General features: G+C 67.6%; 10 protein-coding genes. All 10 read left to right on the top strand.

Translation table 11 applies throughout. The features are described from left to right. Positions 1-253 precede the first annotated feature (253 nt). The 10 genes from FFS09_RS29970 to FFS09_RS29925 all read left to right on the top strand — a co-directional run bounded on the left by FFS09_RS29970 (position 254) and on the right by FFS09_RS29925 (position 11,952). The gene (locus FFS09_RS29970) at positions 254-1,447 is read left to right on the top strand and encodes a CaiB/BaiF CoA transferase family protein (protein ID WP_137922555.1); all 1,194 of its coding nucleotides are present in this window, start codon (positions 254-256) and stop codon (positions 1,445-1,447) included. After that, entirely contained in the window at positions 1,444-3,189 is a 1,746-nt protein-coding gene (locus FFS09_RS29965) for a long-chain fatty acid--CoA ligase (RefSeq protein ID WP_137922554.1), read from the top strand. The genes FFS09_RS29970 and FFS09_RS29965 overlap by 4 nt, the downstream gene beginning before the upstream one ends. A gap of 53 nt (positions 3,190-3,242) precedes the next feature. Next, entirely contained in the window at positions 3,243-4,385 is a 1,143-nt protein-coding gene (locus tag FFS09_RS29960) for an acyl-CoA dehydrogenase family protein (protein ID WP_137922553.1), read from the top strand. 39 nt (positions 4,386-4,424) lie between these two features. Continuing rightward, positions 4,425-5,612: a lipid-transfer protein gene (locus FFS09_RS29955; RefSeq protein ID WP_137922552.1), complete on the top strand. Its 1,188-nt coding sequence runs from the start codon at positions 4,425-4,427 to the stop codon at positions 5,610-5,612. A 28-nt stretch (positions 5,613-5,640) separates the two neighbouring features. Further along, positions 5,641-6,081 carry a MaoC family dehydratase N-terminal domain-containing protein gene (locus FFS09_RS29950; protein ID WP_137922551.1) on the top strand — a complete coding sequence of 147 codons (441 nt, stop codon included), beginning with the start codon at positions 5,641-5,643 and terminating at the stop codon, positions 6,079-6,081. A gap of 12 nt (positions 6,082-6,093) precedes the next feature. Beyond that, positions 6,094-6,510, top strand: coding sequence for a MaoC family dehydratase (locus FFS09_RS29945; RefSeq protein ID WP_137922550.1), 417 nt, complete (start codon positions 6,094-6,096; stop codon positions 6,508-6,510). Positions 6,511-6,545: 35 nt separating this feature from the next. Further along, on the top strand, positions 6,546-7,382 hold the full coding sequence (locus FFS09_RS29940; protein ID WP_137922549.1) for an SDR family NAD(P)-dependent oxidoreductase: 837 nt from the start codon (positions 6,546-6,548) through the stop codon (positions 7,380-7,382). A gap of 82 nt (positions 7,383-7,464) precedes the next feature. Next, positions 7,465-9,342 carry a feruloyl-CoA synthase gene (locus tag FFS09_RS29935; RefSeq protein WP_137922548.1) on the top strand — a complete coding sequence of 626 codons (1,878 nt, stop codon included), beginning with the start codon at positions 7,465-7,467 and terminating at the stop codon, positions 9,340-9,342. A 68-nt stretch (positions 9,343-9,410) separates the two neighbouring features. Then, positions 9,411-10,391 carry a Bug family tripartite tricarboxylate transporter substrate binding protein gene (locus FFS09_RS29930; RefSeq protein ID WP_137922547.1) on the top strand — a complete coding sequence of 327 codons (981 nt, stop codon included), beginning with the start codon at positions 9,411-9,413 and terminating at the stop codon, positions 10,389-10,391. A gap of 4 nt (positions 10,392-10,395) precedes the next feature. After that, on the top strand, positions 10,396-11,952 hold the full coding sequence (locus FFS09_RS29925) for an acyl-CoA synthetase (RefSeq protein ID WP_137922546.1): 1,557 nt from the start codon (positions 10,396-10,398) through the stop codon (positions 11,950-11,952). Positions 11,953-12,369 lie beyond the last annotated feature (417 nt).

The following is a 12,369-nucleotide window of genomic DNA, read 5'->3' as shown; positions in this document are numbered from 1 at the left end:
GCCCGCGGCGGCGCCAGCTTGGTGCCGGCCACCGCCTGGAGGGTCTCGGTCGGGGTGAGCGGAAGGCTGTGCGGCGACGACGTCTGTGACATGGGGAGAGGGGTTGCGTTCAACCAGCCATTTTGGCGCAGCAGTTGGCGGCGCCGTAATGGGGCGCTACCCGATGTGGGTGGAGCGCGCGCGCGTTCGGGCTGGTGTACTTGCCGCCATCCAGGAGCGTCTTGCTCCATCCACGCAAACAGGGGGATCTGTCATGGGTGTTCTGTCCGGAATTCGGGTGTTGGAGTTCGAGGCCATCGGCCCGGGCCCCTTTGGCGCCATGTTGTTGGCCGACATGGGGGCTGACGTGATCCGCATCGATCGGCCTGTGCCGCCGCAAGACCTGGGGCCCAAGACCAGCGGTCCCCGCATTGACGTGGTCGGACGTGGTCGTCGCTCGGTCACGCTGGACCTGAAGCAGCGCAGCGCGGTGGACGCGGCGCTGGACCTGGTCGAACGGGCCGACGTGGTGATCGAGGGCTTTCGGCCCGGCACCATGGAGCGGCTGGGCCTGGGCCCCGACGTGGCGTTGGCGCGCAACCCGCGCCTGGTCTATGGCCGCATGACCGGCTGGGGGCAAAACGGCCCCATGGCCGACCGGGCGGGGCACGACCTCAACTACATCGCCTTGTCGGGTGTGTTGTCGGGCATCGGTCCCAAAAGCGAAAAACCGGTGGTGCCGCTCAACCTGGTGGGCGACTACGGCGGCGGTGGCATGTTGCTGGCGTTGGGCGTGGTGGCGGCCTTGTTGAACGTGCAGCGCGGTGGCGCGGGGCAGGTGGTGGACGCCGCCATGACGGAAGGTGCTGCTCAGTTGGGCGCCGTGTTCTGGGGCTTGATCGCCTCTGGCAACTGGCGCGAGGAACGCGGCAGCAACATGCTCGACGGTGGCGCCCCCTGGTACGACAACTACCGGACCCTCGACGGCCAGTACATGGCGGTGGGTGCGGTCGAAGCCCGCTTCTACGCCGAACTGCTGGACAAGCTGGACTTGTCCGCGGCCGGTCTGCCGGGTCAACACGACCGCAAGGGCTGGCCGCGTTTGCGCGAGGCCTTCGAAACGGCGTTTGCCAGCCGCACACGCGAGGACTGGTGCCGTGTCTTCGAAGGCAGCGACGCCTGCGTGGCCCCCGTGCTGGGATTCGCCGAGGCGCCCAGCCATCCGCAACACCAGGCCCGTGGCAGCTTTGTGAAGGTGGCGGGTGTCATCCAGCCAGGCCCGGCGCCGCGGTTTTCCGCCACGCCGTCGGCGGTGCCAAAGCCCGCGCCCGCGCGCGGACAGCGGGGCGCCGCGGCCTTGCGCGATTGGGGCTTCGACGCGCAGGCGATGGAGCGCCTGAGGGAGCTGGGCCTGGGTTTCGATACCCAGGGCATGGCATGTGACAACGTTGTGGAGACCGGCATATGAAGGAAAAGAAGGGCGCGCTGAAGGCGCCGTCCAGCCCCCTGCGCCTGGACGCGAAACACGCCCGCCTTGGCCTGTCCAGTCAGGTGCACATCCCCGAGACCAGCCTGGCGGACAGCCTCGAGGTCTCGGCCCGGCGCTTTCCCTCCAAGACCGCGGTTCAGTTCTTCGGCACAGCGATCACCTACGCCGATTTGCTGCGCGATGTGGAACGCATGGCGGGCCATCTGCAGCGGGTGTGCGGCGTGCGGCGCGGTGACCGTGTCGCCGTGTTCAGCCAGAACTGTCCGCAGTTCATCGTCGCCTACCTGGCCATCCTGCGCGCCGACGCCGTGTTCGTGCCGGTCAACGCCATGTTGCTGCACGACGAGCTGGACCACATCGTCCAGGACAGCGGTTGCGTGGCGGCCTTCGTCGCCCAGGAACTGGTGGCGGCGATCGCGCCGCTGCTGGGCCACGGACCGCTGCGGCATCTGGTCGTGCACGCCTATGGCGACCTGCTGGGCGCGGACGACGCCGGGCTGGACATTCCCGACTGGGTGCGCCAGCCGTCCGGGGTGGCCGAGCTGCCCGCGGGCGCATCGCGCTGGTCCGCCGCCCTGTTGGTTAACCACACGCCCGCCCCGCGCGAGGCCGGCCCCGATGACCTGTGCATGCTGCCCTACACCTCCGGCACCACCGGCGCACCCAAGGCCTGCATGCACACCCACCGCACCGTGCTCACGTCGGTGGTGGGCAACACCGTGTGGCGCCGCGTCAATGCCGAGTCGGTGTTCCTCTGCGTCGCGCCGCTGTTCCACTTGCTCGGACTGCAGCACAACGTCAACGCCGCCATCTATGCGGGCGGTACCACCGTGCTGATGCCGCGGTGGGACCGGGAGAATGCCGCCACGCTCATCGAGCGCCACCGCGTCACGTATTGGGCCGCCCTGCCAGCCATGCTGGTGGACTTCTTTGCCCTGCCGGGCATCGAAGACCGCGACCTGAGCAGCCTGAGCCTGGTGACCGGGGGTGGCGCGGCCACGCCGGAGCGCATCAACCAGTTGCTCAAGACGCGTTACGGCCTGGACTATGTGGAGGGCTACGGCCTGACCGAGACCGCCGCCTTTCTCTGTGCCAACCCGGTCCACGCGCCCAAACGGGTCTGTCTGGGCGTGCCGACATTTGGTGTCGACCTGCGCCTGCTCGACCCCGAGACCCTGCAACCCGTGGCACCCGGCGAAGTGGGCGAAATCGTGGCCCACGGCGCGCAGGTGATGCTGGGCTACTGGAACAACCCGCAAGCCAACCACGAGAGTTTTCTGGTCATCGACGGCAAGCGTTTTCTGCGCACCGGGGACCTCGCCAGCATGGACGAGGACGGCTACGTGTTCATGCGCGACCGCCTCAAACGCATGATCAATGCGTCGGGCTACAAGGTCTGGCCCGCCGAGGTGGAGGCGGTGCTGAACGGCCACCCCGCCATTCACGAGGCCTGCGTGATCGCCTCACCCGACGAGCGCCGCGGCGAGACCGTCAAGGCCGTCATCGCCCTCAAGCCGGGGGCCACCGCCAGCGCACAAGACATCCTGGCCTGGTGCCGCGAAACCATGGCGGCCTACAAGGCACCGCGCCTGGTGGACATCGTCGACAGCCTGCCCAAGTCGTCCACCGGCAAGCTGGCCTGGCGCGAGCTGCAGGAACAGGAACTCGCCCGGGTGGCGCAACCCGATACGGGTGGTGCCGCGGCGGCGGGTGGTGCCTAAGCTGAACCCCTAGCAGACAGCCATCCGGCCACAGGCCCACCGAGGAGATTCCAGTGCAAGTCACGCGAACCGTTTTCCGCGAAGATCACGAGCAATTCCGCAGCACCGCGCGGCGCTTTCTGGAGCGCGAATGCGCACCCCGCATGGCGGAGTGGAACGAGGCAGGCCGGGTGGACCGCGAGGTCTGGCGCAAGGCCGGCCGCGAAGGATTGTTGTGCCCCATGCTGCCGACCGAATACGGCGGTGGCGGCGGTGATTTCGGCCATGCCGCCGTGCTGTCCGAAGAGATGGCGGCGCTCGGCATCACCGGCGTTACCTTCGGCATGCACTCGGACATCATCGCTCCCTACATCTTCCGCCTCGGCACCGAAGAGCAGAAGCAGAAGTGGCTGCCGCGCTGCGCCTCGGGCGAGACCATGCTCGCCATCGCGATGACCGAGCCCGGCACCGGCAGCGACCTCAAGGGCATCCGCACCACCGCGCGCCGTGAGGGCGACGAGTACGTCATCAACGGCGCCAAGACCTTCATCAGCAACGGGCTGAACTGCGATCTGGTCATCGTCGTCGCCAAGACCAACCCCAACGAAACCGGCTCCAAGGCCATGAGCCTGATCCTCGTCGAGGCCGACCGCCCGGGCTTTCGCCGTGGCCGCAAGCTCGACAAGGTGGGCCAGCACGCGGCCGACACGGCAGAGCTTTTCTTCGACGACGTGCGCGTGCCCGTGAGCAACCTGTTGGGCGAAGAAGGCAAGGGCATGTACGCGCTGATGCACGAGCTGCCCCAGGAACGTTTCTGCATCGCGGTGGCCGCGGCAGCAACGCTGGAGACCTGCCTGCAGCACACCATCAACTACGTGAAGGACCGCAAGGCCTTCAACCAGACCGTGTGGGACTTCCAGAACACCAAGTTCAAGCTCGCCGACATCAAGGCCCAGGCCGTGGCCGCGCGCACCCTGATCGACCACTACCTCGCCGAGCACATGCGCCGGCGCCTGACGCTCGAAGAGGCGGCGATCGCCAAGCTGTTCGCCACCGAGACGCTCGGCACGGCGCTGGACACGATGGTGCAGTTGCACGGTGGCTACGGCTACATGCTCGAGTACCCGGTGGCGCGCGCCTTCGTGGACATGCGCGTGAACCGCATCTACGGCGGCACCAGCGAGGTCCAGCGCGACCTCATCGCCCGCAAGCTCTGACACCGCACACACCACTCCTTTCTTCAACGAGAACACTCCATGAGCCACAAAGTTTTTGTCGCCGGCGTCGGCATGATCCCCTTCAAGAAACCCGGCACCAGCGAGCCCTACGACGTGATGGGCGAAGTGGCCATCCGCCAGGCGCTGGCCGATGCCGGCCTCGATTTTTCAGACATCCAGCAAGCCTACGCCGGCTACGTCTACGGCGACTCCACCTGTGGCCAGAAAGCCATGTACCGCGTCGGCATGACCGGCATTCCCCTGATCAACGTCAACAACAACTGCGCCACGGGTTCCTCGGCGCTGTTCCTGGCGCGCCAGGCCGTGCAAAGCGGCGCGGTGGACTGCGCGCTGGCCTTCGGTTTCGAGCAGATGAACCCCGGTGCGCTGAAGTCGGCGTGGACCGACCGCGCGCCCGCGCTGGAGCGGGCCCAGAAGCTGGTCGACGAACTGGTCGGCCAGCCCGAGATCCCGTCGGCAATCCGCCAGTTCGCGGGTGCCGGCCGCGCGCACATGCAGAAGTACGGCACCAAGCTGGAGACCTTCGCCAAGATCCGCGCCAAGGCCAGCCAGCACGCCGCGCGCAACCCGCTGGCGGTGTTCCGCAACGTGGTGAGCACCGAGGACGTAATGGCCGCGCCGATGCTGTGGGACGGTGTCATCACCCGCCTGATGGCCTGCCCGCCTACGTGCGGCGGCGCCGCGGCCATCGTGGTCTCCGAGGCCTTTGCGAAGAAGCGTGGCCTGCGCACCGATGTGTTCATTGCCGGCCAATCCCTGACCACCGACACGCCCAGCACCTACGACGCGCGCGACATGATCCGCGTGGTGGGCTTCGACATGACACGTCTGGCCGCGAGCCAGGCCTATCAGCAGGCCGGCATCGGCCCCGAGGACGTGGACGTGATCGAGCTGCACGACTGCTTCGCGCAGAACGAGTTGCTGACCTACGAAGGCCTGGGCCTGTGCGCCGAAGGCGAGGGCCCCAAGCTGGTCGACGACGGCGACAACACCTACGGCGGGCGCTGGGTGGTCAACCCCTCCGGTGGCTTGTTGTCCAAGGGCCATCCGCTGGGGGCCACGGGCCTGGCGCAGTGCTACGAGTTGACGCACCAGTTGCGCGGCACGGCCGATCAACGCCAGGTCGCGGGCGCGAAGGTTGCGCTGCAGCACAACCTGGGCCTGGGTGGTGCGGGCGTGGTCACCCTCTACCAGCGCGCCGACTGAAGCGGCTTCACGGCCAGGAGACATTTCCATGATCGACAAGAAACACATCGGCCGAACCATCGGCACCTTCAAGGCCACGGCCGAAGCGGGGCAGTTGCGCTTCTTCGCCAAGGCGGTCGGCGAGACCAATCCGATCTACTTCGACGAGGCGGCCGCGCGCGAGGCCGGACACCCGGGCCTGCCGCTGCCGCCCACCTTCCTGTTCTCGCTCGAGTTCCAGATGCCGTCCAACGCCTGGCGCGATGAGCTGGGCATCGTGCCCAGCCGCATCCTGCATGGCGAGGAGTCCTTCACCCACCACCGCATGGCCTACGCCGGCGACACGCTGCAGTTCGAGGTGCGCATCGCCGACATCTACGACAAGAAGGGCGGGGCGCTCGACTTCGTGGTGCGCGAGACCCGCGTGACCAACCAGCGCGACGAGCACGTGGCCGATCTGCGCAGCGTGCTGGTGCACCGCAACGGCTGAAAGGAACACACCATGAACCAACCAAAATTCGACGCGATTCGGGTGGGCGACACATTGCCCCCGCTGGCGCTGGCGCCCATCAACCGCACCACGCTCGCGCTGTTCGCGGGCGCCTCGGGCGACCACAACGCCATCCACATCGACATCGACTACGCCCGCAAGGCCGGCGCTACCGACGTGTTCGCGCATGGCATGTTGTCCATGGCCTACCTCGGGCGTTTGCTGACCCAGTGGGTGGACCAGCGCCAGCTGCGCCAGTGGGGCGTGCGCTTTGTCGGCATCACCCACCTGGGACACCAGATCACCTGCACCGGCAAGGTGGTGGACAAGTTCACGGTCGACGGCGAGCAGCGCGTGAAGCTCGAGATCCAGACCACCAACCAGTACGGCGACAGCAAGATCCTCGGCGATGCCGTGGTCGCCCTCTAAGCCCCTCTAAACACTTCTCAACCTGGAGACACATCATGGCAAACCACACGGGAAAACTCGACGGCAAGGTGGCATTGGTCACCGGTTCCGGCCGCGGCATCGGCCAGGCCATCGCACAAAAACTCGCCAGCGAAGGCGCACGCCTCGTCATCAACGACCTCGATGCCGACCCGGCGCACGAGACGGTGGAGCTGCTCAAGAAAGCCGGTGTGGACGCCGTGGCCTGCGTGGGCAACGTGAGCGCGCCCGACTTCGCCGAACGTTTCGTGAAGACGGCGGTGGACAACTTCAAGGGCATCGACATCATCGTCAACAACGCCGGCTTCACCTGGGACGACGTGATCCAGAAGATGACCGACGAGCAGTGGCACGCCATCCTGGACTGCCACCTCACCGCGCCCTTCCGCATCCTGCGCGCCGCGCACCCGGTGATCAAGGCCCAGGCCCAGGCCGACCAGGAAGCGGGCCGCCAGATCTACCGCAAGGTGGTGAACGTCTCTTCCACCTCCGCACTCAACGGCAATGCGGGCCAGATGAACTACAGCAGCGCCAAGGCCGGCGTGATCGGCATGACGCGCGCGCTCAGCCGCGAGTGGGGCCGCTTCAACGTCAACGTCAACGCCGTGGCGTTCGGCCTGATCCACACCCGCATGACCTCCGCCGATGCGAAGGCCGGTGCGACCGTCAACATCGAAGGCCGCGACATCCGCGTGGGCCTGAACCCGGAGCTGCTGAAGTCGCACGCGCAGCGCAACCCGTTGGGACGCGGGGGCACACCCGAAGAGGCCGCGGGCGCCGTCTACCTGTTCTGCACGCCCGAGTCCAACTACATCACGGGGCAGGTGGTCGCCGTGGCCGGTTCGCCGCAGTAAACGCGGGCGCGACCACGCCGGAACGAAGCGTGGCAAGGACCCGTCGAAACGAACGGACCGATTGATTCAGGAGACAGCACCCATGAATTCGCTTGCGACCGTGCCCACGGCCACGCCCCGTTACCGACCCGTGCCTTATCCGCCGCGCGAAACGCTGTGCGAGCGGCGCGCCGACGGTACCCTGATCCTGAGCTCGCCCTTGGTGCCCAAGCTGCCGGTGCACCTCGGCTTCGCCGGACACATCCCGGGCTGGGCCGAGCGCCGCGGTGACACACCCGCCTTCTGCGAGCGCGATGCGCAAGGGCAGTGGCGCCGGCTCACCTGGGCGCAGCTGTGGCAACAGGTGCAGGCGGTGGGCGCCGCCTTGCTGGAGATGGGGCTGGGCCAGGAGCGGCCATTGGTCTTGCTGTCGGGCAACTCGCTCGAGCAGCTGGTGGTGCTGCTGGCGGCCGAGTATGTGGGTGTGCCGACCGCGCCCGTGTCGCCGGCCTATTCGCTGCTCAGCACGGATTTCGCCCGCCTCAAGGGCGTGTGCGAGCTGGTGCCACCGGCCGCGCTGTTCGTGCAGGACGCGTCCAGCGTGGCGCGCGCCATCGCGGCCATCGCGCCGAGCGGCGTGCCCGTCATCTCGGTGCGTGGCGACCACGCCGGGCAGATCGCCTGGCGCGATCTGGTGGCCACCGAGCTCAGCGCGGCGCGCATCCAGGCGGTGGCAGATGCGCACGCCGCACTGCGGCCCGAGCACCTGGCGCGGGTGTTGTTCACCTCCGGCTCGACCGGCGTGCCCAAGGGCGTGGCCACCAGCTACCGCAATCTGCAGGCCACCGCGGCTAGTCTGTTGTACATGTTCGCCGCGCTGACCGAATCGGATGAGCCACCGGTGTTTCTCGACTGGCTGCCGTGGCACCACGCCCTCGGTGGCGTGCTCAACCTGGGGCGTTCCATCCTGCTGGGGGCCACGCACTACATCGACGACGGGCGGCCGATGCCGGGCATGTTCGAGCGCACGGTGCGCAACCTGCGCGAGGTGTCGCCCACCCTGCTGACCTCGGTGCCGGCCGCATGGACCCTGCTGGCCACCGAACTGGAGCGCGACCCCGAACTCGCGCGCAGCCTCTTCGCCCGCGTGGTCAACTTTGGCTACGGCGGTGCCAGCCTGCCGCGCGACGTCAACGAGCGCATCCAGCGCGTGGCCGAGCGCACGGTGGGCGAGCGCATCGTCTTCGGCACCGGCCTGGCGTCGACGGAGACGACCGGCGTCGGTACCTACCGCACCTGGGCCTGCGAAGACCTGTCCAACATCGGCGCGCCCGCGCCCGGCACCGACGTCAAGCTGGTGCCACTGGAAGGCGGGCGTTACGAAATCCGCGTGCGCGGCGCGCACAACTTCAGCGGCTACGTCAATCGGCCGGACCTGACCCAGGCGGCCTTCGACGACGAGGGTTACTTCTGCCTGGGGGACGCGGTTCGTCTGGTGGACCCGAGCGACCCGCGCCAGGGCATGCGATTTGATGGCCGCGTGGCCGAAGACTTCAAGCTCATCAACGGCACCTGGGTGCGGACCGGGGCGGTGCGCCTGTCTCTGGTCGAGGCCTGTGCACCGCTGATCACCGACGCGGTGATCTGCGGACACGACCACGATTTCGTGGCCGCGCTGGCCTGGCCCAACGTGGCGGCGTGCCAGCGCCTGGCGCCCGAGCTGGCGGGCCTCGATGCCGCCGCGTTGGTGGCGCACCCGACCGTGGTCGCCGCGTTGCGCGAGCGGCTGCGTGGACAGGATGGCAGCGCCAGCCTGAGCGTCGGGCGCCTGATGCTGATGGCCGAACCGCCGTCCATGGACGCCAACGAGATCGCCGACAAAGGCTATGTGAACCAGGCGGCCACGCGCACCCGGCGAGCGCACCTGGTGGACGAGCTGTTCCAGACCGAACCCGGCCCGCACATCGCCTGCGCGCGTTGATGCAGACCCTCGGCGCCCGACCGTGAAGACCCATTGACCCCATTCGTGACAACAACAGGAGACATGACATGCGAACCAGGAACCTCATCACCACCACCCTCACCATCGCCGCCCTGGCCTGGAGCACGGTGGGCCTGGCCCAGGACTACCCGAACCGCCCCATCACCTTCGTATTGCCCGCGCCTCCCGGCGGCGCCACCGACGCCATCTCGCGCGCGCTCGCCGCGGAAATGAGCAAGAGCATGAAGCAGCCGATCGTCGTGGACAACCGACCCGGCGCGGCGGGCATGCTGGGCACCGGTGCGGTGGCGCGTGCCGCGCCCGACGGCTACACCATCCTGGTGGCGCATTCGAGCCCGGTGGCCTACGCGCCCTACATGTTCGCCAAGGTGCCTTACGACGTGCAGCGCGATCTCGCGCCCATCACCGAGATCTGCTCGGCCAGCCTGGTGTTCACGGTCAGCAAGAGTGTTCCCGCCACGACCATGAAAGAGTTCATCGACTGGGCCGGCAAGAACAAGGGCAAGGTGAGCTACGGTTCCTTTGGCGTGGGTTCGTCCAGCCACTTGTTGAACGCCTACCTCAGCGAATCGCACAAGCTGGGAATGACGCACGTCGCCTACAAGGGCGAAGCACCGATGGCGCTGGACATCATGTCCGACCAGGTCCAGGCGGGCATTGGCACGCTGGGCACCATGGCGCCGTACCTGATCTCGGGCAAGTTGCGCGCGCTGGCGCTGATCGGTGACGAGAGGCTCAAGAACATGCCGGACCTGCCCACCATGGCCGAAGCCGGTCTGCCCGATGCCGAGTACCGGCCCCTGGGCGGCATGGTGATGATGGCGCCCGCCGGCACCCCGGCCCCCATCCTCGCGATGCTGGAGAAAGAGGCGCGCGCGGCCATCCAGTCCACCAACCTCAGGGCCCGTTTTCAGGTGTATGGCCTGGTGGGCATGGGCAACACCGCGGCCCAGTTCCGCCACAACCTGGAAGCCAGTGCCCCGGTGATCCAGAAGTTGATCAAGGTCTCCGGCGCGAAGGTGGAATGACGGCATGTACCTGACCCAAGGCCTGCAGCGCGCGCTGCAACAGTCTCCCGGGCATGTGGCCACGGTGTTCCGCGGCCGCCGCCGCAGCTTTGCCGAATTCGGCGAGCGCGTGGCGCGCCTGGCCGGCGCGCTGCGCGGCCTGCCGCTCGCGCCGGGTGACCGTGTGGGCGTGCTGGCTCAGAACGCGGACCGGTGGCTCGAAGCCATGATGGCGGTCTGGTGGGCGGGCGGCGTGCTCAACCCGGTGAACATCCGTTGGAGCGTGCCCGAGATCGTCTATTCGCTCGACGACTGCGACACGCGCATCCTGTTTGTCGACGACCAGCACCTGCACCTGGTGGACGGCATTCGCGCCAAGGCCTTGCACGCGCCCATCTTCATCCACCTGGGTGACGGCCCCGCGCCCGAAGGCCTGTTGTCGTGCGACGGCCTGATCGAGGCCACGGCACCGGTCGAGGACGCGGGCCGCGGCGGTGCCGATCTGGCCTGCATCATGTACACCGGCGGCACCACGGGCTTTCCCAAGGGCGTGATGCAGACGCACCTGAACCTGTGGGCCTCCAGCCTGCAGCGCATGGCGCCGGCCCAGCCGCTGACCGGCAGCCGCGTGCTGCACGCGGCGCCGCTGTTCCACGCCGGAGCGATGGCGCGTGCGCTGATGCAGTTCATTGCGGGCGAGACGCACGTGGTCATTCCGGCCTTTGACGCGCTGGAGGTGCTGCAGACCATCGAGCGCGAGGCGGTGACCGAGACCCTGCTGGTGCCCAGCATGATCCAGATGCTGGTCGACCACCCGGCGTTCGCAGAGCACGACCTGCGCAGCCTCAAATGCCTGATCTACGGCGCCTCGCCGATGACCGCGCCCGTGCTCGAACGCATGCTGGCCGCGCTGCCCGGCGTGGACTTCTTCCATTCCTACGGACTGACCGAAGCCTGCCCCAGTGTGTCGTCCAACCCACCCGAGAACCACGGCGCGCAAGGTCGTGCCAACGGCCGGTTCCGCTCGGCCGGGCGCGCCGGCATCGGCGTGTCCGTGAAGATCGTGGATGGGGATGGGCATGAAGTGCCGCGTGGCACCGTGGGCGAGGTGGTCGTGCGGGGCGCCAACGTCATGGTCGGCTACTGGAACAAACCCGCCGAAACCGCACAGGCCTTGCGCGAAGGCTGGCTGCACACCGGCGACGGCGCGACCATGGACGAGGACGGCTACCTCTTCATCGTGGACCGCATCAAGGACATGATCGTCAGCGGGGGCGAGAACGTGTACTCCGCCGAAGTCGAAAGCGTGGTGGCGCGGCACCCGGCGGTGTTGTCCTGCGCGGTGATCGGCGTGCCCCACGAACGCTGGGGCGAGGCTGTGCACGCAGTGGTGGTGCTCAAGTCGGATGCACAGGCCGACGTGGAGGGCATTCGCGCGTTCTGCCGCGAGCACATTGCCGGCTACAAATGCCCGAAGACCGTGGAGTTCCGCGACGCGCTGCCGCTGTCGGCCGCGGGCAAGGTGCTCAAGCGCGACCTGCGTGCGCCGCACTGGGTGGGAACGGCGCGGGCGGTGAATTGAGGCAGGTTACTCGCACTGTCGCGACGGGTGTTCCGTCGTGCTGCGACCAGTACGCTGCTCCTTGGATATCGGGCCACTTTCCCTCTCCTACGCCCGTTTGAGTTCCTCAAGCAACCTGAGCCAATGACCGGTCTGCAGCGGTGCCGGCGGCGGTCAAATCCTAAGTGCACTGTGCCTCCTACTGTGCGTCATCTGGCCGACGGCGGGATCCCGGATCAAGCGTCTGGTGTTGAGAGGGATGCTGACAGTTGTGACGTGCCTCCGAAAAATCTGCACAGCTCAAAACTAGAGGTACGGTTGCTTCCCAAGGCCCCGAGAGGGGCAAGGAGAAGCGATGAAGAAGTCTCGATTCAGCGAAGAGCAGATCGCCTATGCGCTGCGCATGGCCGACGGCGGCATACCGGTGGTGGACGTGTG

It is taken from the genome of Hydrogenophaga sp. 2FB (assembly GCF_005503365.1).
In the GTDB taxonomy this organism is placed as follows: domain Bacteria; phylum Pseudomonadota; class Gammaproteobacteria; order Burkholderiales; family Burkholderiaceae_C; genus Hydrogenophaga.
This window is presented reverse-complemented; position numbering and strand designations above follow the sequence as displayed.

Excerpts from the sequence above, each read along its gene's own strand:
- FFS09_RS29925 (WP_137922546.1), top strand. The coding sequence starts at position 10,396 with ATGTACCTGACCCAAGGCCTGCAGCGCGCGCTGCAACAGTCTCCCGGG.
- FFS09_RS29935 (WP_137922548.1), top strand. The coding sequence starts at position 7,465 with ATGAATTCGCTTGCGACCGTGCCCACGGCCACGCCCCGTTACCGACCC.
- FFS09_RS29945 (WP_137922550.1), top strand. The coding sequence starts at position 6,094 with ATGAACCAACCAAAATTCGACGCGATTCGGGTGGGCGACACATTGCCC.
- FFS09_RS29940 (WP_137922549.1), top strand. The coding sequence starts at position 6,546 with ATGGCAAACCACACGGGAAAACTCGACGGCAAGGTGGCATTGGTCACC.
- FFS09_RS29970 (WP_137922555.1), top strand. The coding sequence starts at position 254 with ATGGGTGTTCTGTCCGGAATTCGGGTGTTGGAGTTCGAGGCCATCGGC.
- FFS09_RS29930 (WP_137922547.1), top strand. The coding sequence starts at position 9,411 with ATGCGAACCAGGAACCTCATCACCACCACCCTCACCATCGCCGCCCTG.
- FFS09_RS29955 (WP_137922552.1), top strand. The coding sequence starts at position 4,425 with ATGAGCCACAAAGTTTTTGTCGCCGGCGTCGGCATGATCCCCTTCAAG.
- FFS09_RS29965 (WP_137922554.1), top strand. The coding sequence starts at position 1,444 with ATGAAGGAAAAGAAGGGCGCGCTGAAGGCGCCGTCCAGCCCCCTGCGC.
- FFS09_RS29950 (WP_137922551.1), top strand. The coding sequence starts at position 5,641 with ATGATCGACAAGAAACACATCGGCCGAACCATCGGCACCTTCAAGGCC.